Annotated in this window: 18 protein-coding genes; 11 read left to right on the top strand and 7 right to left on the bottom strand. The window is 70.7% G+C overall.

Annotated features, from left to right (window positions below; all coding sequences use genetic code 11):
* Nucleotides 1-2: 2 nt before the first annotated feature.
* Nucleotides 3-290 carry a hypothetical protein gene (locus LDO26_RS10620; RefSeq protein ID WP_232131064.1) on the bottom strand — a complete coding sequence of 96 codons (288 nt, stop codon included), beginning with the start codon at nt 288-290 and terminating at the stop codon, nt 3-5.
* 181 nt (nt 291-471) lie between these two features.
* Between LDO26_RS10620 and LDO26_RS10615 the strand changes: the two genes are divergently transcribed.
* From LDO26_RS10615 to LDO26_RS10590, 6 genes are all read left to right on the top strand, one after another.
* Nucleotides 472-1029, top strand: a complete 558-nt coding sequence (locus LDO26_RS10615; protein WP_435594069.1) for a glutathione peroxidase — start codon at nt 472-474, stop codon at nt 1027-1029.
* 120 nt (nt 1030-1149) lie between these two features.
* Complete coding sequence (locus LDO26_RS10610) at nt 1150-2070, top strand: FKBP-type peptidyl-prolyl cis-trans isomerase (RefSeq protein WP_232131063.1); 921 nt, start codon at nt 1150-1152, stop codon at nt 2068-2070.
* Between the two features lie 115 nt (nt 2071-2185).
* The gene (gene bamJ, locus LDO26_RS10605; RefSeq protein ID WP_232131062.1) at nt 2186-2956 is read left to right on the top strand and encodes a BamJ family beta-barrel-assembly machinery protein; all 771 of its coding nucleotides are present in this window, start codon (nt 2186-2188) and stop codon (nt 2954-2956) included.
* Nucleotides 2957-3017: 61 nt separating this feature from the next.
* The gene (locus tag LDO26_RS10600; RefSeq protein WP_232131061.1) at nt 3018-3254 is read left to right on the top strand and encodes a SlyX family protein; all 237 of its coding nucleotides are present in this window, start codon (nt 3018-3020) and stop codon (nt 3252-3254) included.
* Between the two features lie 14 nt (nt 3255-3268).
* A complete protein-coding gene (locus LDO26_RS10595) occupies nt 3269-3943 on the top strand; it encodes a DUF2058 domain-containing protein (RefSeq protein ID WP_232131060.1) in 675 nt (224 codons plus the stop codon).
* Nucleotides 3943-4785: an alpha/beta fold hydrolase gene (locus LDO26_RS10590; protein WP_232131059.1), complete on the top strand. Its 843-nt coding sequence runs from the start codon at nt 3943-3945 to the stop codon at nt 4783-4785. Before LDO26_RS10595 ends, LDO26_RS10590 begins: the two co-directional genes overlap by 1 nt.
* Before the next feature lie 109 nt (nt 4786-4894).
* Here LDO26_RS10590 and LDO26_RS10585 read toward each other — a convergent pair whose 3' ends face one another.
* The 5 genes from LDO26_RS10585 to LDO26_RS10565 all read right to left on the bottom strand — a co-directional run bounded on the left by LDO26_RS10585 (nt 4895) and on the right by LDO26_RS10565 (nt 12064).
* Nucleotides 4895-6304 carry an amidohydrolase family protein gene (locus tag LDO26_RS10585; protein WP_232131058.1) on the bottom strand — a complete coding sequence of 470 codons (1410 nt, stop codon included), beginning with the start codon at nt 6302-6304 and terminating at the stop codon, nt 4895-4897.
* Nucleotides 6305-6392: 88 nt separating this feature from the next.
* Nucleotides 6393-6971, bottom strand: a complete 579-nt coding sequence (locus LDO26_RS10580; protein WP_232131057.1) for a nucleotidyltransferase family protein — start codon at nt 6969-6971, stop codon at nt 6393-6395.
* An 11-nt stretch (nt 6972-6982) separates the two neighbouring features.
* Entirely contained in the window at nt 6983-9829 is a 2847-nt protein-coding gene (locus tag LDO26_RS10575) for a vitamin B12 dependent-methionine synthase activation domain-containing protein (protein ID WP_232131056.1), read from the bottom strand.
* Nucleotides 9830-10019: 190 nt separating this feature from the next.
* Nucleotides 10020-11138 carry a homocysteine S-methyltransferase family protein gene (locus LDO26_RS10570; RefSeq protein ID WP_232131055.1) on the bottom strand — a complete coding sequence of 373 codons (1119 nt, stop codon included), beginning with the start codon at nt 11136-11138 and terminating at the stop codon, nt 10020-10022.
* Nucleotides 11135-12064 (bottom strand): ArsR/SmtB family transcription factor, encoded by a 930-nt coding sequence (locus tag LDO26_RS10565; RefSeq protein WP_232131054.1) that lies wholly within the window; start codon nt 12062-12064, stop codon nt 11135-11137. The genes LDO26_RS10570 and LDO26_RS10565 overlap by 4 nt, the downstream gene beginning before the upstream one ends.
* Nucleotides 12065-12281: 217 nt before the next feature.
* Between LDO26_RS10565 and LDO26_RS10560 the strand changes: the two genes are divergently transcribed.
* From LDO26_RS10560 to LDO26_RS10550, 3 genes are all read left to right on the top strand, one after another.
* The gene (locus LDO26_RS10560) at nt 12282-13457 is read left to right on the top strand and encodes an acyl-CoA dehydrogenase family protein (RefSeq protein ID WP_343226170.1); all 1176 of its coding nucleotides are present in this window, start codon (nt 12282-12284) and stop codon (nt 13455-13457) included.
* Between the two features lie 201 nt (nt 13458-13658).
* Complete coding sequence (locus tag LDO26_RS10555; protein WP_232131052.1) at nt 13659-18812, top strand: NAD-glutamate dehydrogenase; 5154 nt, start codon at nt 13659-13661, stop codon at nt 18810-18812.
* Nucleotides 18813-19079: 267 nt separating this feature from the next.
* On the top strand, nt 19080-19850 hold the full coding sequence (locus LDO26_RS10550; RefSeq protein WP_232131051.1) for an NAD kinase: 771 nt from the start codon (nt 19080-19082) through the stop codon (nt 19848-19850).
* 184 nt (nt 19851-20034) lie between these two features.
* Here LDO26_RS10550 and LDO26_RS10545 read toward each other — a convergent pair whose 3' ends face one another.
* Nucleotides 20035-21174: an alpha/beta fold hydrolase gene (locus LDO26_RS10545; protein ID WP_232131050.1), complete on the bottom strand. Its 1140-nt coding sequence runs from the start codon at nt 21172-21174 to the stop codon at nt 20035-20037.
* A gap of 157 nt (nt 21175-21331) precedes the next feature.
* Here LDO26_RS10545 and LDO26_RS10540 point away from each other — a divergent pair, with 157 nt between their 5' ends.
* A complete protein-coding gene (locus LDO26_RS10540) occupies nt 21332-22237 on the top strand; it encodes a 5'-nucleotidase (protein WP_232131049.1) in 906 nt (301 codons plus the stop codon).
* An 8-nt stretch (nt 22238-22245) separates the two neighbouring features.
* On the top strand, nt 22246-23070 hold the full coding sequence (locus LDO26_RS10535; protein WP_232131048.1) for a spermine/spermidine synthase domain-containing protein: 825 nt from the start codon (nt 22246-22248) through the stop codon (nt 23068-23070).
* The last annotated feature ends 66 nt before the right edge of the window (nt 23071-23136 follow it).

Raw genomic sequence — 23136 nt, 5'->3', positions numbered from 1 at the left:
CCTCAGCTCCTTCCACCCGCGCCCCGCGAGAACGAGAAGTAGGGCATCGCGATGGCGCTGCGGGCCCGCTTGCTGCGGCTGCGCTGCGGGGTCGCCTCGCTGCCGGTCTCGACGAGGCCGCGCTCGCCGCGCACCGCGCGTTCTGGCGCGGGGGCCGTCGTGCGGGCCGGGGCAGGCGCTGCGGCGGGGTCGATTCCGGATGCGGCCGGGATGGCCAGCACGAGCCCGGCGGCCAGGGCCAGGGCGGATGCGCTGCATGCGATGATCGGGGTGTGGAGCCTGCGGTTCATGGGGACCGTCCTGCTCTAGTGGGTAGGTGTTGTAGGCAACTATAACACCACATCTCGGGGTGTCAACACCGCCCGTGCGTTTTTTCCACCCAACCAATGGCAGGGGCCCCCGGGCCCGTGCGCCGAGGATGCCGCCATGCATGCACTTTCGAGACTGGTTGCTTCGCTGCTGCTTGCGTCGATGCCGATGGTCGGCCTGCTGCCGGCATCGCCGGCCATCGCGCAGACGCCGGCGGCCGGCGCCGGGTTGCTCGACCACAGCTACCGGCCACTGGCGGGCCGGGAACCCGTCGACCTGCGGCGGGCGTATGGCGGCGACGTGCTGCTGGTGGTCAACACGGCCAGCAAATGCGGGCTCACGCCGCAGTTCGAGGCGCTGGAGGCACTGCATTCGCGCTACCGCGCGCGCGGATTCGCGGTGCTGGGCTTTCCGTCGGGCGATTTCAAGGGACAGGAATTCGAGGACGAACAGGCGATCCAGGAGTTCTGCACGCTGACCTATGGCGTGCGGTTCCCGATGTTCGAGCGGGTGCATGTGGTCGGCCCCGAGGCGACGCCGCTGTTCCGCCAGCTCGCCGCTGCGACCGGGCAGGCGCCGGAATGGAACTTCCACAAGTACCTGATCGGTCGCGACGGCCGGGTGCTGGGCCAGTGGGCCAGCCGCACGCTGCCCGACGACCCCGACATCGTCGCCGCGATCGAACGCGCGCTGGCGGCGGGGGTGCCGGACACGCGATGAAGCGCAGTTGACTCCGGGCCCGGGCCGTCAGGACGCGGCGATTGCCCCGTCCGGCCGTCGCCGCGACAATAGGCGGCTGCGTCGCGACGGGCGATGCGATCGGAGCAGGAGAGGTTGCTGATGCTGAACACAATGCGCGCCGGGCTGTTGCTGGCGCTGCTGGCCGCGTTCTTCGCGCCCGTCCGGGCCGCGGATCCGGCGCTGTCCGAGCGCGACCGGACCAGCTATGTCGTGGGCCTGGACGTGGGCCGGTCGCTGACCCAGGTCGCGCCCGATCTCGATTACGCCACGTTCGAAGCTGCGCTCGCCGATGCATTGGCCGGCGGCGAACCGGCGCTGGACGAGACCGAGCGGCAGGCGACCGGCCTGGCGCTGGCGCAGCGCATCTCCGCGCGCAGCGGGCGGCCGGTCCCCGGGCTGCCGCCGGGCAGCGAACCGCCGCCGGTCGACAAGGCCAAGGTCGGCCTGCTGGTGGGGGGCGACATCGGCCGGCAGCTGCTGCCGATGAAGGACGAGATCGCGCTGCCGGCGCTGGTCCGCGGCGTGCGCAGCGCCGCCGAGGGCGGCACGCCGGAGATCGCGGAAGCCGAGATCGAGGCGATCCGCCAGTCGATGGCCGACCGTGCACGCCTGCAGGCGGCCAACGCCGCCGAGGCCAACCGCAAGGCCGGCGCCGATTTCCTCGCCGGCAACCGCGGCAAGCCCGGCGTGTTCGCCACCGCCTCGGGCATCCAGTACCAGGTCGAGCGGCAGGGGCAGGGCCCGCGCCCGCGCGCCACCGACCGGGTGCGCGTGCACTATCGCGGCACGCTGCTCGACGGCACCGAATTCGACAGTTCGTATTCGCGCAACACACCGGCGGTATTCGGCCTCGACCAGGTGATCGCCGGCTGGACCGAGGGGTTGCAGCTGATGCCGATCGGCGGCAAGTACCGTTTCTGGATCCCCGGCGACCTGGCCTACGGGCCGCGCGGCAGCCCGCCGAACATCCCGCCCAACGCCACCCTGGTGTTCGACGTCGAACTGCTCGACATCCTCTGACCCACCGCGTATTCCACTGTCCGATCCGCAACGCAATCGCCCACGGATTCCCGATCGCCGGACCCGCCGCCGCGGCCCGGCCACTTTCCCCGACACTTTCCCGGAGCTGTTCCTGATGAAGACATCCAAGCGTATCGCCCTGGCCGGCATGCTCGCCGTTTCCCTGCCGCTGGCGATGACCGCGTGCAAGCCGATCGACAAGGAGACCGGCAAGCCGGTCGAAGGCGCCGCCGACACCGCGGCCGCGGGCGGCGAGATCGCCGGCCTCAAGGGCGAGCGCGAGCAGATCAGCTACATCATCGGCAACCAGATGGGCGAGCAGCTCAAGCAGATCAAGGACGAGATCGACCTCAAGACGCTGACCCGCGCGATCGACGAGACCATCAACGACAAGGCCATCGAGATCAGCGACGAGCAGGCGATGACCATCATGCAGGCCTTCGGCGAGCGCATGCAGGCCAAGCAGATCGCCGAGATGGAAGAGAAGAGCAAGGTCAACGCCGCCGAGGGCGAGGCCTTCTTCGCCGAGAACGCCGGCAAGGAAGGCGTGCAGACCACCGCATCGGGCCTGCAGTACAAGGTGATCACCGAGGGCACCGGCGCCAAGCCCGGCCCGAACGACACCGTGCGCGTGCACTACAAGGGCACGCTGCTCAACGGCGAGACCTTCGACAGCTCCTACGACCGCGGCGAGCCGGCGCAGTTCGCGCTCAACCAGGTCGTGCCGGGCTGGCAGGAAGGCCTGCAGCTGATGCCGGTCGGCAGCAAGTACCAGCTGTGGATCCCGGCCAGCCTCGGCTACGGCGAGATGGGCACCGGCCCGATCGGCCCGAACCAGGCGCTGGTGTTCGAGGTCGAGCTGCTGGACATCGTCTCGGGCGGCTGATGCCGTCCACCCCCGGGATGCCGCGCGCCCACGGCCGCGGCATCCGGCCAGGAGCCCCACGATGAGCATCGACCACGCACCGGCGCTGCACGACATGGAAGCGCGGGTGACCGAGCTGGAGACGCGCCTGGCGTTCCAGGAACAGACGCTGGGCGAACTCAACGACGCGCTGAGCGCGATGCGCCTGGAACTCGGCGCCCAGACCGGCCTGCTGCGCCGGGTGATGGACGACCTGCAGCAGGCACGCAGCGTCCAGTTCCCCGATCCGGCGCAGGAACCGCCGCCCCCGCATTACTGAGTGACCGTCGACCGATGAGCGATACCCTGCGCGACCAGCTGCTTGGCCTCGGCTTCAAGGCGCCGGCCAAGCCCACTTCCCGCGACGAGCGCCGGCCGCGGCCCGGCGAACGTGGCCAGGACCGCCGCGGGCCGCGCCCGGGTGGCGGCAAGGCCGATGCGCGGTCGAAGCCGGGTGCCGGCGGCGGCAACGACCCGGCCAGGCCGGGCAAGTCCGCCGGCAAGCCGGGCGGGCAGGGCGCGCGCAAGCCGCGTCCGCCGCAGGGCGACATCGACCTGGCCAAGGCCTATGCGATCCGCGCCCAGCGCGAAAAGGACGAGCGCATCGAGGCCGAGCGGAAGAAGCAGGAGGAGGCCCGCCTGCGCCGCGAGGCGCGCGCGAAGCTCGAGGCCTTCCTCAAGGACAAGGCGCTGAACATCGCCGAGGCCGACATCGCCCGGCATTTCGAATACGGCGGCAAGATCAAGCGCATCCATGTCGATGCCGCGCAACTGCAGGCGCTCAATGCCGGCGAACTGGGCGTGGTCCAGCTCAACGGCCGCTACCTGCTGGTGACCGCCGCGGTGCTGGCCGAGGCCGAGGCGATCTTCCCGGCGGCAGTTGCGTTGCGGGTCGACCCCGACGCACCGGCAGGCGACGACCCCTACGCCGATCCGCGCTACCAGGTGCCCGACGACCTGGTGTGGTGATGTCGGCAGGGCCGCGCGCGATGCACCACGAGCACCTGGTCTTCTCCCATGCCAACGGCTTTCCGGCGCCGGTCTACCGGCAGTTGCTGGCGCCGTTCGCGGAATCCTTCACCATCTCGTCGGTCGCGCGCTTCGGCCACGATCCGCGGTTTCCCGTCGACCGGCGCTGGAACGGGCTGCGCGACGAACTGCTTGCGCATGTCGAGGACAACGTGGCCGCGGATGCGCGGCTGTGGCTGGTCGGGCATTCGCTGGGCGGCTACCTGAGCCTGCTCGCCGGCGCCCGGCTCGGTCCGCGGGTGGCGGGCATCGTGCTGCTGGATTCGCCGTTGATCGCCGGCCTCGGCGGCGGCATGGTGCGCTGGGGCCGCCGCTTCGGATTCGACCGCTACCTGATGCCGCTGGACCAGACCGCGCAACGCCGCACCCGCTGGCCCGACGTCGCCGCGGTGCAGGCGCATTTCCGCGACAAGCCCGGTTTCGCAGGCTGGCACGCGGCGATGCTGCGCGACTATGCCCGGCACGGTACCGAGGCCGCCGACGACGGCGGTCGCCGGCTGCGTTTCGACCACGAGGTCGAATACCGCATCTACCGCAGCCTGCCGACCCGGACGGTGGTCGCGGCGGCACAGGCCTGCGTCGCGCCGGTCGCCTTCGTCGCCGGCACCCGCTCGCGCGAGGTGCGCCACATCGGCCTGCGTGCGACCCGCCGCGTGGTCGGCGCGCGGCTGGCGTGGATCGAAGGCGGGCATCTGTTCCCGATGGAACGGCCGGACGAGACCGCAGCCGCGATCGGTTCGATGATCGGCGGGATGCGCGAGGCAGGGACGCGGGTGGCCTGATCCGCAGAGCCGGGGCTGCGACGCCGGTCGCGTCCCGGGGCACGCCTGTGGATGGGACGCGGGATTGCCGGCCGTGCGAAGACGGCCGGCACACGCCCGAAACGGGCCTTCACTCCGCCCGGTAGTCCGCGACCGGCCCCGACACGCGCTGGCCCGCCTGCCAGACTTCCTCGATGCCCCGGGTATTGAGGATGTCGGCCAGCGGGTCGGCGGACAGCACGACGAAATCGGCGCGCTTGCCGGGCTGCAGCAGGCCGCGGTCGTCGAAGCCGAGCAGGCGCGCGGCGTCGCGGGTCGCGGTGGTCAGCGCCTGCTTTGGCGTGTAGCCGGCCTGCTGCATCAGCTGCAGTTCGCGGTGCTCGGCGAAGCCGGGCACGCGGTGCGGCAGTGCGCCGGCATCGGTGCCGAAACCGATCGGCAGGCCCGCCTCGCGCAGCGTGCCCAGGTTGCGCAGGTTCGTCGCCAGCGCATCGCGGAAACCCCGGGTCGCCGGATCGGCCAGTTTCGCCTCGCGCCACGCGGCGTCGGCCCATTGCGCGTGGACCGCATCGGGCAGCGCGTTGCGCAGGAACGGGGTGTCGAGCCAGTCGGGCTGCTCGGCGTAGATGTAGTTGGCCTCGTCGATCTGCAGCGTGGCGATGTAGCCGGTACCGGCGGCCTGCATCGCGGCGACGAGATCGTCGCCGACCGGTGCGTCGCGCACGCCATGGGCAATGATGTCGACGCCGCTGTCGACGAGATCGGCGGCCGGTGCGAGGTCGTGGATGTGCGCGGCGACCAGCAGGTCGTGGCGATGGGCCTCGTCGATGGCCGCCCTGTAGATTTCGGGCCGCATCTGCGGTGCCTTGCCGCCGAGGTCGTCGACCCAGAGCTTGATGAAGTCCACGCCGGCATCGGCCTGCGCGCGGACCGCGGCGCGCGCCGCGTCGGCGTCGGCCGGACGTGCGACCGGATCCGAGGCCAGTCCCATGGCCGCCGCCGGCGGTGCCCCGTCGACCGCGCCGATCCCCGCGCCCGCGCCGAACAGCTGCGCGCCGAGGGCCGGATCGCCGGCGACTTCGTCGCGGATGTCGAAGAAGCCCTCGCCGTTCATGCCCAGCGCGACGACGGTGGTGACGCCATAGGCCTGGAACTGGCGCAGGTCGCGTACCACATGGTCGCGGGTGTAGAAGCGGTCGCCATGCTCGGTGCCGGCGGTATTGCCGACGTGGGCATGGTCGTTGACCAGGCCGGGGATGATGAAGCGGCCGCGATGGTCGATGCGCTCGGCATCCTCCGGCAGGTCGCTCGCGCCGGCCTCGGCGATGCGCTCGATGACGCCGTCGCGCAGCACCAGGGTGACTTCGCCCAGGTCGCGTTCGCCGTCGAATACGCGGGCGTTCTCGATCAGCACGTGACCGGATGCCGGCTCGCCGCTGGGCGCGGCCGTGGCCGATGCCGGATCGTCGGACGGACCGCTGCAGGCGGCGAGGCCGGCGAGCGTGGCTGCGGCCGCAAGGCGGGAGAAGGACGGAAACATGGGGGCTCCTCGTGCACGGGTCGGCTTCCCACGATAGCGGATGTGGCGTCCGGACGAGGGCGGAGGACGATGGCAGCGCCCGGATCCGTCAACCCGCGACGATTTCGACGCGGGGCCAGCGATCGGTGTAGCGCTTGCCGGCGATGCGCTGCCGGAACGTCTCGACGCTGACCCGGGCGGGGTTGCGACGGATCCGCATGGCGAACAGGTCGTCCAGGCCCAACGGCGCGATGATCTGCACAGTTCCGTCCGCGCCGAGCCCGATCCCGACGGACGTGGCGAACTCGGGCCAGGACGCAACGGCGTCATGGAGGCTGCGCAGCGGCGGCACGGCATGGCCGAAGTGCCGCTCGAACCACAGGTGGACGTGCGCCTGGTTGGTCACCTCCCAGGGCATGCCCGGGCAGATGCGTTCCATTTCCGCCTGGTGGTCCCGCTCTCTGCCCGGCGGTTCGTCCGGATCGAAATACGCAAGATCGATGTCCGCGAGAAAGGATGGCGAGGGGTAGCCGTGGAGATGGTCCCAGACGAGATTGCACACGGCACCCGCGCCGATGCACCAGGACGGAAGCGCAAGCGCCCGCGCGGCACGCAGGGCCTGCATGAACCATGGGGATTGCTGCGCGATACCCTGCAGCCTGCGACGCTGGTCGTCGGCCCCTGTCACGCGCCTGGCCGCTATTCCGGGTCGTAGTCGAGATTCGACGCCAGCCAGCGCTCGGCCTGCGCCAGCGACACGCCCTTGCGCCTGGCGTAGTCCTGCACCTGTTCCTTTGACACCCGGCCGACGACGAAGTACTGGCTGCGGGGGTGGCTGAAGTAGTAGCCGCAGACGGCGGCGGTGGGCAGCATGGCGAAGCTTTCGGTCAGCGACATGCCGGCGTTGCGCTCCGCGTCGAGCAGCCGGAACAGCGTGGCCTTCTCGCTGTGTTCGGGGCAGGCGGGGTAGCCGGGCGCGGGGCGGATGCCGCGGTACTTCTCGCCGATCAGGGCGTCGTTGTCGAGCGCCTCGTCGGCCGCATAGCCCCAGAACTCGCGGCGCACGCGCTGGTGCAGGCGTTCGGCCAGCGCCTCGGCCAGGCGGTCGGCCAGCGCCTTGAGCAGGATCGCGTTGTAGTCGTCGTGCGCAGCCTCGAAGCGCGCGACATGCGCATCGATGCCGATGCCCGCGGTGACCGCGAACGCGCCGATCCAGTCCTGCCTGCCACTGTCCTTCGGCGCAATGAAGTCGGCCAGGCAGAAGTCCGGGCGCTCGACCGGCTTGTCGACCTGCTGGCGGAGGAAGTGGAGACGCGTGCTCGCTTCCCCGTCCGCGGGGGAGGGGTGGGGTGGGGGCGGGAGGCTTGCGTCGTGCTCGCCCCCATCCGCCGTTACCTGCCGCTCCTGCGGCACGCCCTCCGGGCCGGCTTCGCCGTTCGCTCCGGCATCCAGCCTTCGCAGTCGGGCACCTTCCCCCGCGCGCGGGGGAAGGGCTCGAAGTTCCACGTCGTCGCCAAGACTGTTCGCCGGCCAGATGCCGAACACCGCCTTCGCGGTCAGCCATTTCTCCTCGACGATCGTGCGCAGCATCGCCCGCGCATCGCGGAACAGCTCGCTGGCCTGAGTGCCGACGATGTCGTCGGTCAGGATCGCCGGATACCGGCCGAACAGTTCCCAGGCGTTGAAGAACGGGGTCCAGTCGATGACGTCGACCAGATCGGCCAGCGGGTAGTCGTCGAACACGTGCAGGCCGGGCTGCTTCGGCGCCGGCGGCGTGTAGTCGCCCCAGCCGCCGTCGAAGCGCTGCGCGCGCGCTTTCTCCAGCGACACCAGCCGCTTGGCGTCGCCGCGGTTCCGGTGGCGTTCGCGGATCTCGGCGTAGTCGGCATCGTTGGCGGCGACGAACGCACCGCGCAGTTCGGGGCTGACCAGCGACTGCACCACGCCGACCGCGCGCGAGGCGTCCTTGACCCAGACCGTCGGCGATGCGTAGTGCGGCGCGATCTTCAGCGCGGTGTGTGCGCGCGAGGTCGTCGCGCCGCCGATCAGCAGCGGCAGCTCGAAGCCCTGGCGCTTCATCTCGCGGGCGACGTGGCTCATTTCCTCCAGCGACGGCGTGATCAGCCCGGACAGGCCGATGACGTCGGCCGAGATCTCCTTCGCCTTGTCGAGGATGGTCTGCGCCGGGACCATGACGCCGAGATCGACGACCTCGAAGTTGTTGCAGGCCAGCACCACGCCGACGATGTTCTTGCCGATGTCGTGGACGTCGCCCTTGACCGTCGCCAGCAGCACGCGGCCGTTGTTCTTGCCGGCATCGCCGGACTTCAGTTTCTCGGCCTCGATGTAGGGCAGCAGATGGGCGACGGCCTTCTTCATCACGCGCGCGGACTTCACCACCTGCGGCAGGAACATCTTGCCCGAGCCGAACAGGTCGCCGACGACGTTCATGCCGGTCATCAGCGGCCCCTCGATGACCTCCAGCGGCTTGGCGAACTGCAGCCGGGCCTCCTCGGTGTCCTCGACCACGTACTGGTCGATCCCGTGCACCAGCGCGTGGGTGAGCCGCTGCTGCACCGGCGCATCGCGCCAGGCCAGGTTCTCGACCTTGGCCGCGCCCTTCTTGCCCTTGTAGCGTTCGGCCAGTTCCAGCAGGCGCTCGGTCGCGTCCGGCCGGCGGTTGAGCACCACGTCCTCGACGCAGGCGCGCAGTTCCGGGTCGAGGTCGTCGACGATCGGCATCGCGCCGGCATTGACGATGCCCATGTCCATGCCGGCCTCGATCGCATGCAGCAGGAACACCGCGTGGATCGCCTGGCGCACGACCTCGTTGCCGCGGAACGAGAACGACACGTTCGACACGCCGCCCGAGACGTGGCAGTGCGGCAGCGTCGCCTTGATCTCGCGCGTCGCCTCGATGAAGTCGACCGCGTAGTTGTCGTGCTCCTCGATGCCGGTGGCGATGGCGAAGATGTTGGGATCGAAGATGATGTCCTCGGGCGGGAAGCCGACGACGTCGACCAGCAGCCGGTAGGCGCGGGTGCAGATCTCGACCTTGCGGGCGCGGGTGTCGGCCTGGCCGGCCTCGTCGAAGGCCATGACCACGACCGCGGCGCCATAGCGCAGTACCTTGCGCGCGTGTTCGAGGAATGCGGCTTCGCCCTCCTTGAGCGAGATCGAGTTGACCACGCCCTTGCCCTGCAGGCACTTGAGGCCGGCCTCGATGACGCTCCACTTCGACGAGTCGACCATCACCGGAATACGGGCGATGTCGGGCTCGGCGGCGATCAGGTTCAGGAACGTGGTCATCGCCTGCTCGGAATCGAGCATGCCCTCGTCCATGTTGACGTCGAGGATCTGGGCGCCGCCTTCGACCTGCTGGCGCGCGACCTCGACCGCCTCGGGATAGCGGTTCTCCTTGATCAGCTTGCGGAACGCGGCCGAGCCGGTGACGTTGGTGCGCTCGCCGACATTGACGAACAGGGTCTCGGGCGTGATGACCAGCGGCTCGAGGCCGGACAGGCGGGTGTGGCGGGGGAGAGTCATGCGGGAGAGTCCGTTCTGGCCGCGGATCGACGCGGATGAACGCGGATAGGGGCAAAGCGTTCGTAGGAGCGCCCTATGGGCGCGATCGACGCGACAACGATCTCCGCTCTCGCCCATGCTCGCGCCCATGGGGCGCTCCTGCCGGGGCTTCGCTTCTCATCCGCGTTCATCCGCGTCGATCCGTGGCCAATCATGCCGCCTGGACCCGGTCGCGAACCGGCACCCGCGGCGCAAGGCCGCGTACCGCCTCGGCGATCGCGCGGATGTGGTCCGGCGTGGTGCCGCAGCAGCCGCCGACGATGTTCAGCAGGCCGGCCCCGGCGAACTCGCGCAGCACCGTGGCCATGTCCTCCGGAGTCTCGTCGTAGCCGCCGAAGGCGTTCGGCAGGCCGGCGTTGGGATGACAGGACACGTAGGCGTCGGCGACCTGGGCCAGGGTGTCGACATGCGGCCGCAGGTCCTTCGCGCCGAGCGCGCAGTTCAGGCCGACCGCCAGCGGGCGCATGTGCCGCAGCGAGTACCAGAACGCCTCGGCGGTCTGCCCCGACAGCGTGCGGCCGGAGGCATCGGTGATGGTGCCGGAGATCAGCACCGGCAGGCGCGCGCCGATATCGTCGAACACGCTCTCGATCGCGAACAGCGCGGCCTTGGCGTTGAGGGTGTCGAACACGGTTTCGACCATCAGCACGTCGGCGCCGCCCTCGATCAGGCCCGCGGTCGCTTCGCGGTAGATCGCCACCAGGTCGTCGAAGGTCACCGCCCGGTAGCCTGGATCGTTGACGTCGGGGCTGATCGACGCGGTGCGGCTGGTCGGGCCGAGGATGCCGGCGACGAAGCGCGGCTGGTCGGGCGTCGTCGCCTCGACCGCGTCGCAGGCCTCGCGCGCCAGCCGCGCGCCTTCGCGGTTGAGCTCGCGCGCCAGGTGCTGCAGGCGGTAGTCGGCCAGCGAGACCGCGGTCGAATTGAAGGTGTTGGTCTCGACGATGTCGGCGCCGGCTTCGAGGTAGGCGCGGTGGATGTCCTGGATCAGCTGCGGCCGGGTCAGGGTCAGCAGGTCGTTGTTGCCGCGCTGGTCGTGGCCTTCGCAGCCGCAGCCGGGGCCATGGGCGTGACCGTCGGCGGCGGACAGCGCGTCGTAGCCGGCGGCGAAGCGCTCGCCGCGGTAGTCGGCCTCCTGCAGCCCGTGGCGCTGGATCATGGTGCCCATCGCGCCGTCGAGGACCAGGATGCGTTCGGCCAGCGCCGCTTCGAGCTTGCCCACGCGCGCGGGGTCGCGCCACGGCAGTGATCCCCGGGGACCCCGGCTCACGGCTTCCTCGCGATGATCGAGATCACCTCGAAATGCGGCGGGCGCTTCTCGCGGGTCACGGTCTCGGCGCTGTGGATCTCCAGCCCGGCGCGGGTCACGAAGCGGCGCAGCTCCTTGTCCGGAAAGCCGAGGTTGGCGTGGCCGTAGGCCTGCACCGCGCTCTCGTGGCCGTGGCGGTTGAGGCTCGACAGCAGCAGCCGGCCGCCGGGGCGCAGCACCCGGGCGGCCTCGGTGACCGCCTGCGCCGGCTTCGTGGCGTAGGTCAGCGCATGCATCAGCACCACCAGGTCGAAACTGGCGTCGTCGAAGGGCAGGGCGTGCATGTCGCCCTCGCGCACCTCCACGTTGCGGAAGCGCTTGAGCCGTTCGGCCGACGCGGCGACCACCCGCTTGCTGGCGTCGAGGCAGACGTAGCGGTGCGCGTGCGGGGCCAGCAGTTCGGCCAGCACGCCGTCGCCGGAGGCGATGTCGAGCACGTCGCCGGTCTCCAGCAGCGGCAGCGCCGAGCGCGCCAGCGCTTCCCAGGTGCGGCCGGGCGAGTAGTGGCGTTCCATGTCGCCGGCCACGGTGTCGGCCCAGTTCTGGTCGGCGGCGCGCATCGCCAGCACGCCGGCGATGCGCTCGGCGTCCTGGCGCAGCAGCGGATCGTCGCTGCCGGTGCTCAGCGCCTGCCACAGTGCGCGCTGGGCGGGATCGAGCGCGGCGTCGTCGAAACGGTAGTAGGCAGACACCCCGGCGCGGCGGTCGCGGACCAGGCCGGCTTCCTTGAGCTTGGCCAGGTGGGTGGACACGCGCGGCTGCGCCAGGCGGGTGATCGACGACAGCTCGGCGACGGTCAGTTCCTCGACTTCCAGCAGCGCCAGCAGGCGCACGCGGGTCGGATCGGCCAGGACCTTCAGGCGGGCGGACCAAGCGTCCAGATCCATTGGATATCTCCATATCGCGATACAGAGATGATTTTCTGCGTGCGTCGCGGGCAGGTCAAGCCGCACGCGTCAGCCGGACATGCGACGGTTCATCGCGACCGCCGGTGAACCGCACCGGCGCGCCGGCGGGCGGCCGCCCGCGCCGGGGCGATACGGATGCTGCGATGCGCAATGCCGCGACATCGGTTTGCCCCGGCGATCCGGGTACAATGACGGGATTCATTTTTTGCCGGAGTGCGATGCCGTGGAGTTCGGTTTCAGCGAAGAGCAGTTGATGATCCAGGACATCGCGCGCCGCATCGCGCAGGAGCGGATCGCCCCCAGCGCGGAGCATCACGACCGTACCGGCGAGTTCCCGCTGGAGAACATCCGCCTGCTCGGCGAGAACGGGCTGATGGGCATCGAGGTGCCCGACGAATACGGCGGCGCCGGCATGGACCCGATCAGCTACGTGCTGGCAATGATCGAGATCGCGGCCGCCGACGGCGCGCATTCGACCATCATGTCGGTCAACAACTCGCTGTTCTGCAACGGCATCCTGACCCACGGCAGCGAGGCCCAGAAGCAGACCTATGTCCGCGCGATCGCCGACGGCTCGCAGATCGGCGCGTTCGCGCTGACCGAGCCGCAGTCGGGCTCCGACGCGACGGCGATGAAGTGCCGCGCGGTCAGGCAGGACGACGGCAGCTTCGTCATCACCGGCAAGAAGAGCTGGATCACCTCCGGCCCGGTGGCCAAGTACTTCGTGCTGTTCGCGATGACCGACCCGGACAAGGGCGCGCGCGGCATCACCGCGTTCCTGATCGACGGCGAGCGCGCCGGCTTCCATCGCGGCAAGACCGAGCCCAAGCTCGGCATCCGCGCCTCGGCCACCTGCGAGATCGAGTTCGACGGCTACGTCGCGCAGCCCGGCGAGGTGCTGGGCGAGGAAGGCCAGGGCTTCAAGATCGCGATGGGCGTGCTCGACGCCGGCCGCATCGGCATCGCCTCGCAGGCGATCGGCATCGGCCGCGCGGCGCTCGACGCCACCGTCGCCTATGCCAAGGAGCGCAAGGCCTTCGGCCAGCCGATCGGCGCGTTCCAGATGACCCAGGCCAAGATCGCCGACATGCGCTGCAAGCTCGACGCCGCGCTGCTGCTGACCCTGCGCGCGGCCTGGCTCAAGGGCCAGGGCAAGCGCTTCAGCGCCGAGGCCGCGATCGCCAAGCTGACCGCGTCGGAAGCGGCGATGTGGATCACCCACCAGGCGCTGCAGATCCACGGCGGCATGGGCTATTCCAAGGAAATGCCGATCGAGCGCTATTTCCGCGACGCCAAGATCACCGAGATCTACGAGGGCACCTCGGAGATCCAGCGCCTGGTCATCGCGCGCAGCGAAACCGGGCTGCGCTGAAGCCGGTCCGGTGCGCCGCGTCCCGCATTCCAGCGCCGTGGGTTTCCGCCGTCCGCGCCGCCCCCGCGGCCGCGCGACGGCCGTCGTTCCCGACCCGGTCGCCCGCCGCGCGCATCGCGCGTTGCCGCCACCTGTCGTCGCCCTTCCTTCCGTCGGCCCGCGTGAGAACGCGGGCCTCATTGCATCGGACCTTTCGTCACCATGAACACATCCCGCAAGACCGGCAGCAAGAAGACCCGTTCCGAGGACGCCAGTGCCCGCGCCGCAGGCGCGACCCGTGGCGCATCGAAGACGCCCGCGGGCAAGGCCGCGGCCAAGCCGGCCGGCAAGGCCGCGGGCCCGCGCAAGGAGCGGGCCGCGGCTGCCGCCGGCCCCGCCCGCCCGGCGAAGACCGTGTCCGCGCCCCCGCTCAAGGCGCGCGCGGCCAGCCGGCTGGTGCCGTCGAGCCTGCTGGCGCCGGTGTTCGACGCCGTGCGCCGGCGTACCGGCAAGTCCGCGCACAAGGACGCCGAGGCCTTCGCCCAGGCGTTCTACCGGCGCATGACCAGCGACGAGCTGCCGCTGCACAGCGCCGACGGCTGGGCCGCGCTGGCGGCCGACCTGTTCGCCTTCGCCGAGAAGCGCAAGCCGGGCACGGCGAACGTGCGCCTGTTCAACCCGGGGCTCAAGACGCATGGCTGGGAGTCGCCGCACACGGTGCTGCAGATCGTCAACGACGACATGCCGTTCCTGGTCGATTCGGTGACGATGGCGCTGGCCGAGCAGGGGATCGGCGTGCATGTGCTCGGCCATCCGGTGCTGCAGATCGCCCGCGACGGATGCGGTCGCCTGACCGGCGTCGGCGAGGGCGAGGCCGAGTCGGTGATGCACCTGGAGATCGATCGCCAGACGCCCGAGGACAATGCGCGCATCGAGACGCTCGTGCGCAAGGTGCTGGGCGACGTGCGCGTCATCGTCGCCGACTGGAGCGTGATGCGCGAGAAGATGCAGCAGGCCGCCGCCGACCTGGTGTCGCGGCCGATGCCGGTGTCCGACGCGGTCCGGCGGGAGGCGCAGGAGTTCCTGCGCTGGGCCGCCAACGACCACTTCACCTTCTTCGGCTATCGCGAGTACAAGGTGCGGAAGAAGGGCGGCGACGGCGTGCTCGAGGCGGTCGACGGCAGCGGCCTGGGCCTGCTGCGCGCGCCGGGCGCGGTGAAGTCGCGTCCGCTGGAAACGCTGGCCGCGCACAACCTGCGCGCGGTCGGCCAGGTCGATGCACTGATCCTGACCAAGACCAGCACCCGCTGCACCGTGCACCGTCCCGGCTACATGGACTACATCGGCGTCATGCGCTACGACGCCCAGGGCAATGCGCTCAGCGAGCAGCGTTTCCTCGGCCTGTACACGTCCAGCGCCTACACCCGGCGCCCGTGGGAGATTCCGCTGGTCCGCGACCGCTTCGAGCACGTGATGAGCGAATCCGGCCTCAAGCCGACCGGCCACAGCGGCAAGGCGCTCAAGCACATCCTCGAGACGCTGCCGCGCGACGAGCTGTTCCAGTCCACGCCCGACGAACTGCTGCGCCTGGCCACCGGCGTGCTCGGCCTGCAGGAGCGCGTGCGCAGCCGCATGTTCCTGCGCCGCGACCGCTATGGCCGCTTCTATTCGGTGCTGGTGTACATCCCGCGCGACCGCTTCAGCACCGACGTGCGCCGCCGCATCGAGCAGCTGCTGCGCCGGGTCATGCATGCCGACCAGGTCGACGCCAGCGTGCTGCTGGGCGAATCGCCGCTGGCGCAGCTGAACCTGATCGTGCGCCCGCGCCCGGGCGAGCGCTTCGAGGTTGACGAGGCCGCGCTGGAAGCCGAGCTGTCGTCGATCATGCGCAACTGGCAGGACGACCTGCGCGACGAGCTGGTGCGCCGCCATGGCGAGGCCGAGGGACTCGCGCTGGCCCATCGCATCGGCCGCCTGCTGCCGGCCGACTACATCGAGCAGGCCTCGCCGGCGGTTGCCGCGACCGACGTCGAGAAGCTGGCCGCGGTCGAGCACGATGACGTGCTGGCGCTGAGCCTGTGCACGTTGCCGTCGGTGGCGCCCGGCGAGCGCGCGCTGCGTTTCAAGCTCTACCGCCGCCATGCGGACATCGCGCTGTCGGACGTGTTGCCGGTGATGGAGAACCTCGGCCTGCGCGTCGTCACCGAGCATCCGCACCGCATCGTCATCGACGAGACGCCGCTGCACATCCAGGATTTCGAGGTCGAGCCGCTGGCCGGCACGATCGATGTCGATGCCCAGGCCGCCGCGTTCACCGAGGCCTTCGACCGCGTCTGGCGCGGCGACGCCGAGAACGACGGCTTCAACCGCCTGGTCCTCGGCGCCGACCTGGAATGGCGCCAGGTCGCGATGCTGCGCGGCTACTGCAAGTACCTGCTGCAGGTCGGCGTGCCGTTCTCGCAGGCCTACGTCGAGGACACGCTGAACCGCTATCCGCTGCTGGCGCGGATGCTGGTCGAGGTGTTCGAGGCGCGTTTCGACCCCGACACGGGCCGCGAGAGCAAGGCCGAGATCGCCGCCGGCGTCGCCAGGCTGGAGCGCCAGCTGCGTGCGCTGGCCGGTGGCGACGAGGCGACGATGGTGCTGCTCGCGCCGGTGCTCGAAGCGCGCCGGCAGGGCCGCAACGCCCAGTACGACGCCTCGCGCCGCACCCTCAAGGCGCTGCTCGACCGCGTCTCCAGCCTCGACGAGGACCGCATCCTGCGCAGCTACCTCGGCGTCATCGACGCGACCCTGCGCACCAGCTACTACCAGCACGGCGCCGACGGCGCGACGCGCGAGACCATCGCCTTCAAGTTCGATTCGGCGCGCGTGCCCGAGTTGCCCAAGCCGCGCCCCTACCGCGAGATCTTCGTCTACGGCCCGCGCGTGGAGGGCATCCACCTGCGCTTCGGCCCGGTGGCGCGCGGCGGCCTGCGCTGGTCCGACCGGCGCGAGGACTTCCGCACCGAGGTGCTGGGCCTGGTGAAGGCGCAGATGGTCAAGAACACGGTCATCGTGCCGGTCGGCTCGAAGGGCGGCTTCATCGTCAAGCGTCCACCGGTCGGCGGCAACTCCCCGGCCGAAATCCGCGACGCCCAGTTCGCCGAGGGCGTGGCCTGCTACAAGCTGTTCATCAACGGCCTGCTCGACATCACCGACAACATCGTCGACGGCGCGATCGTGCCGCCGCAGCGCGTGGTCCGTCACGACGACAACGACCCCTACCTGGTGGTCGCGGCCGACAAGGGCACGGCGACGTTCTCCGACACCGCCAACGGCATCGCCCGCGAGCACGGCTTCTGGCTCGACGACGCCTTCGCCTCCGGCGGCTCGGTCGGCTACGACCACAAGGGCATGGGCATCACCGCGCGCGGCGCCTGGGAGTCGGTCAAGCGCCACTTCCGCGCGCTCGGCCACGATTCGCAGGCGCAGGACTTCACCTGCGTCGGCATCGGCGACATGTCCGGCGACGTGTTCGGCAACGGCATGCTGCTGTCGCGCCACATCCGCCTGGTCGCCGCGTTCGACCACCGCCACATCTTCATCGACCCGTCCCCGGACGCGGCGCGCTCGTTCGCCGAGCGCGAGCGCCTGTTCGCGCTGCCGCGTTCGAGCTGGGAGGACTACGACCGCACGCTGATCGGCAAGGGCGGCGGCGTGTGGCCGCGCAGCGCCAAGTCGATCCCGCTGTCGCCGCAGGCCCGCCAGGCGTTGGGCATCGAGGGAACCGCCGGCGAGATCAGCCCGATCGCGCTGATGTCGGCGATCCTGCGCGCGCCGGTCGACCTGCTGTGGAACGGCGGCATCGGCACCTACGTCAAGAGCTCGGGCGAGCAGAACAGCGACGTCGGCGACCGCGCCAACAACGCGCTGCGCGTCGACGGCCGCGACCTGCGCTGCCGGGTGGTGGGCGAGGGCGGCAACCTCGGCCTGACCCAGCTTGGCCGCATCGAGGCGGCGTTGAACGGGGTCATGCTCAACACCGACTTCATCGACAACTCGGCCGGCGTCGACACCTCCGACCACGAGGTCAACATCAAGATCCTGCTCAACGGCCTGGTGCGCGAGGGCAGGATGACGCTGCCGGCGCGCAACAGGCTGCTGGCGTCGATGACCGACGAGGTCGCGGCGCTGGTGCTGTGGGACAACTACCGCCAGAACCAGGCGCTGAGCCTGATGGAGCGGATGAGCCTGAGCCGGCTCGGCTCCAAGCAGCACTTCATCCGCACGCTGGAAGCGCAGGGCCTGCTCGACCGCCAGATCGAGTACCTGCCGTCGGACGCGGAGATCGGCGAGCGCAAGCTCAAGGGCCAGGGCCTGACCCGGCCCGAACTGGCGGTGTTGCTGTCGTACTCGAAGCTGGTCGCGTTCGACCAGATGCTCGACTCCGACATCCCCGAGGACCCGTACCTGTCGCGCGAGCTGCAGCGCTACTTCCCCGCGCCGCTGCAGAAGAAGTACGCCGCCGACATGGAGCACCACCGCCTGAAGCGCGAGATCATCGCCACCGCGGTGACCAACACCATGATCAACCGCATGGGCGCGACCTTCCTGCTGCGCATGCAGGAGGACAGCGGCCGTTCGCCGGGCGAGGTGGCGAAGGCGTTCACGATCAGCCGCGAGACGATCGAGGCGCGTGCGCTGTGGGGCCAGATCGACGCGCTCGACGGCAAGGTGTCCGAGTCGGTGCAGGTCGACGCCCTGCAGGTGATCTGGACCCTGCAGCGGGCGTTCACCCGCTGGCTGCTGGCGCGTCCCGGTGCGATCCCGGACATCACCACCGCGGTCGAGCGCTACCACGACGGCTTCCATGCGATCCGCAACGGCCGCCAGATCATCGCCGACAGCCAGCGGCCGCAGCTCGAGGCCAGCCTGCAGGCGTGGCGCGACAAGGGCGTGCCCGAAGGCCTCGGCGAACAGCTGGCCGCGCTGCCGTACCTGGAGCCGTGCTGCGACATCATCGAGCTGGCCGCCGAGCGCGGCGAGAAGGTCATCGACGTCGCGCGCCTGCACTTCCGCCTCGGCGAGGCGCTGAACCTGCCGTGGTTGACCGAGCAGATCGACGCGCTGGAGGTCGACGGCCGCTGGCACGCGGTCGCGCGCGGCGTGCTGCGCGAGGAACTGGGCCAGCAGCAGCGCGCACTGGTCGCGCAGGTGCTGGCGATGCAGGGCGCGACGCCGGAGGAGAAGGTCGCCGCCTGGCTGCAGCGCGACGACCAGACCCTGCGCTTCACCCTGACGATGCTGAGCGAGCTGGCCGCGCAGAAGGCGCTCGACTACCCGACCGCATCGGTCGCGGTGCAGCGGGTGTCGCAGCTGGTGCAGCGCGGCTGATCCCGGCCACAGCCCGTCGACGTGTTGGCGCCTTTCCACTTCTCCCGCGTGCGGGAGAAGGTGGCGCGCAGCGCCGGATGAGGGGGCTTCGGTTTCCTGCGGCCGGCCCACCGCAATGACGTTGGCAAGTGATGGATACCGCGATGGGACCGTTGGCAAGCGCCGACGGGTAGATGGCACGGCCTCGACCCGATCGCGACGCCGCACTGAAATACGCATCGCCCCGCGCTGCGGTTAAGCTGCGAACGATCCTTGCGGACATCGCCGATGCAACAGACTCAACGCCTCGCCTTCCTTTCCAGCCAGACCGACGACGCGCAGGCCGCGCTGCAGCGGCTGGTCGAGCGGTATGGCCAGCACGCGCCGGAAGCGGCCGACGTGCTGGTGCCGCTGGGCGGCGACGGGTTCATGCTGCAGACCCTGCACCGGCACGGCCATCTGGGCCTGCCGGTGTACGGCATGAAGCTGGGCTCGGTCGGCTTCATGATGAACCAGTACCGGCAGGATGGACTGCGCGAGCGCATCGCTGGCGCGGAACCGGCGATCCTGCGCCCGCTGGAGATGGTCGCGCAGACCGAATCCGGCGCGACCATCGGCTCGCTGGCCTACAACGAGGTTTCGTTGCTGCGCCAGACCCGCCAGGCCGGGCATTTGCGCATCGACCTCAACGGCATCACCCGGCTCGAGGAACTGGTCGGTGACGGTGTCATCGTCGCGACCGCGGCCGGCAGCACCGCCTACAACTTCTCCGCCTATGGCCCGATCCTGCCGCTGGGCTCGGGGGTGATCGCGCTGACGCCGATCGCGCCGTTCCGACCGCGGCGCTGGCGCGGCGCCATCCTGCGCGCCGACACCGAGGTGCGCTTCCGCGTGCTCGACCCCTACAAGCGCCCGGTCAGCGCGACCGCCGATTCGCACGAGGTCCGCGACGTGGTCGAGGTGACGATCCGCGAATCGCAGGACCGCACCGTGACCCTGCTGTTCGATCCCGAGCACAACCTCGAGGAGCGGATCCTCAGCGAGCAGTTCGTGGTGTGAGCGGGGCAGGGTCCGGCCCATCGCCCGGACCGGTTCCGCGCCTGCCAGGCGTAGGGCGGGTCTCGACCCGCCGGGCCGGTGGAGATATCGCGCGTCGAGCCGCTCCGCACATATGCGGCTCGTACTCGCGGGCACGCGGTGTGCCCGTCATCGACATTCCACGCCAGCGAGCCGGCCCACCGTCTCAATCCTCCAGCGCCGCTCCGTCTCCCGCATCCACCGCGAGTGGCCGCACCCGCCGGACCAGCGTCATCAGTGTCCGGCCCGGCTCCTCGATCGGTGCGAAATGCGCCGACTGCTCGAACCAGGCGCCGTGCTTGTAGGGGGCCTCGACCGTGGCCAGCCAGTCGGCGACCGGCTGCGACGGCGTGGTGTAGTCGTGCCGGCCGATCAGCATGACCACCGGGGCCTCGACGCGGCGGATGCCGGTGAAGTCGACCGTCGGCCACTCGCCGAAGATGCGGTCGAGGGTCAGCGCGCTGCCCGCGGCGATGGCGCGTCGGTCGTCGGCGTCGTAGTCGGGCGACAGGCGCTGGGCCCGGAAGAAGTAGTCGGAACTGTCGCGGTACGCGCTGTGGCCGCCGTAGTGGATGACCCATTTGCGCTGGGCATCGATGCGGCCGTTGCGCAGGTCGTCGCCGGGATAGGGCGCCAGCGCCTCCAGTTCGGCGATGGCTTCGCGATTGCCTTCGGCACGGGCCCGGTCGAGCGCGTAGCGGTAGCCGATGGCTTCGTCGGCCTGAGGATGCATGACCTGGCCGATGCCGACGTAGGCATGCAGCAGGTCGGGGCGCTCGACGAGCACGCGCATGCCCAGCACCGTGCCCCAGCTGTGGCCGACCAGCACCACCTTGCGCTTGCCGTAGGCCGTGCGCAGGTGGTCGATCAGTTCGATCGTGTCGGCGACGTAGCGGTCGATGGCGATCGTCGGGGCGACCGCATCGGGATCGTTGGCGCGATAGGTGCGCCCGGCGGCGCGCTGGTCCCATTGCACCACGGTGAAATAATCCTCCCACGGGCGCTGGAAGGTCCACGAGGCCGGCATCATCGGCGACGCGGGACCGCCGTGCAGGTACAGCAGGATGGGGTTGTCACGGTCGTTGCCGCGCACGCTGATCCACTGGTCGATGCCGCCGATGCGGACCGTGCGCTGCTCCTGCACGCCGCCGGGCGCGACCACGCGCTGCAGGTTGGCGATGATCGCGCGGGCCTCGGCGTACGGGTCCGCGTCCGCGGGCGGGGCGGGCGCCGCCGCGCTGGCGCCCGCGGCTGCCAGCCCTGCCAGCAGCATCAGCAGCAACGATGGAATCGGGGGTAGGCGCATGTTCGCGGTCTCCGTGATCTGGCGGTGATGCCAGCGTCCGCCGTCGCCGCAGGCGCGACCAGTGTCGATGGTCAGGGCGGGGTGTGACACGGTTCCGGCAGGCATGCCGTCGCGCACGGCTTCGCGGCCATGCGCGCATCGCGCATACTTCCGCGATATGGCCGATACCTCCGTCCCCACGCTGACCGTCGCGATCTCCTCGCGCGCGCTGTTCGACCTCGAGGACAGCCATGCGCTGTTCGAGCGCGAGGGCATCGACGCTTATGCCGAACACCAGCGCGCGCACGAGGACGACATCCTCGAGCCCGGCATCGCCTTCCCGCTGGTGCGCAAGCTGCTGGCGCTGAACATCGACGCGCCTGCCGATGCGCCGCGGGTCGAGGTGATCCTGCTGTCGCGCAACTCCGCCGACACGGGCCTGCGCATCTTCAACTCGATCCAGCACCACGACCTGGGCATCATCCGGGCCACGTTCACCTCGGGCGAGCCGACCTGGCCCTACATCAAGCCGTTCGGCACCCAGCTGTTCCTGTCGGCCAATCCCGAGTCGGTGCGCCGTGCGCTGGAGAACGGCATCGCCGCGGCGACGATCATCCCGGCGCGCGCCGCGGCACACCGCTCCGACCAGTTGCGCATCGCCTTCGACGGGGACGCGGTGATCTTCGGCGACGAGGGCGAGCGGGTGTCGCAGGAGGACGGCCTCGACGCCTTCCACCGGCACGAGCGCGAACGCGCGCGCGAGGAGATGACCGGCGGGCCGTTCCGCGGTTTCCTGGCCGCGCTGCACGACCTGCAGGCGGCGTATCCGCCCGGCAAGGACGCGCCGATCCGCACCGCGCTGGTGACCGCGCGCTCGGCGCCGGCGCACGAGCGGGTGATCCGCACGCTGCGCGCCTGGGGCGTACGCCTGGACGAGGCGCTGTTCCTCGGCGGCCGGCCGAAGGGGCCGTTCCTCGACGCGTTCGGCGCCGACATCTTCTTCGACGATTCGCAGCACAACATCGATTCGGCGCGGCCGCATGTCGCCGCCGGCCACGTGCCGCACGGCTGGTCGAACCGCTGAGCGGCGGCATGCGCGACGATACCGGCGACACGCAGGCCGCAGGCGGCCGGATCCGGCCGTTGCTGGCGCGCCTGCTCGCGCGGCTGCGCGGCGGGGCCGGGCCGCGGCTGCGCAAGCCCTACGTGCGCCGGCACGAGGGCTTCACCTCGCTGCAGTTCGTGCGCCGCCAGACCCAGAGCCGCATGGTCACCGGCGACCCCGACCGCCTGCTGGTGCCCTATACCCGCACGATGCTGGCCACGCTGCTGTGGCAGCCGGCGCCGCGGGTACTGGGGATGGTCGGCCTGGGCGGCGGCTCGCAGGCCAAGTTCTGCCACCGCAACCTGCCGGGCACGCGGGTCGAGATCGTCGAGAACAATCCGCACGTCATCGCGCTGCGCGGCGCATTCGGGGTGCCCGACGACGATGCGCGGCTGCAGGTCGTGCTCGACGATGGCGCCGCGTTCGTCGGCCGCCAGCCGGGCCGGTTCGACGTGCTGCTGGTCGACGGCTACGACGAGCGCGGCATCCCCGAGGCGCTGTCCACCCAGGCGTTCTACGATGCCTGCCATGATGCGCTGCGCGACGACGGCGTGCTGGCCTGCAACCTGTACGTGCGCAATCCCGAGGCCCATGTGGCCCGGCTGCGCCGGGCCTTCGGCGACGCCCGGGTGCTGGTGGTCGACGAGCCGAAGATGAGCAACCGCGTGGCCTTCGCCTGGCGCGGCGACCTGCCGCCGCGCGACGAGGCCGCGTGGGTGGCGCGCGTGCCCGAGGACCTCCGGCGCCTGCTGCCCGAGGTGTTTCCGCGCGTGGCCGCGCGGCTGGCGCGGGCGGCGTCCGGCCCGCGCTGAAGGGCCGAGCGCGCTTCGCTTGCCTGCTGCGACCGCCGCCGCGCAAGCACGGCGGTTGCCTCGACC

This window comes from Proluteimonas luteida, assembly GCF_021191695.1.
In the GTDB taxonomy this organism is placed as follows: domain Bacteria; phylum Pseudomonadota; class Gammaproteobacteria; order Xanthomonadales; family Xanthomonadaceae; genus Luteimonas; species Luteimonas luteida.
This window is presented reverse-complemented; position numbering and strand designations above follow the sequence as displayed.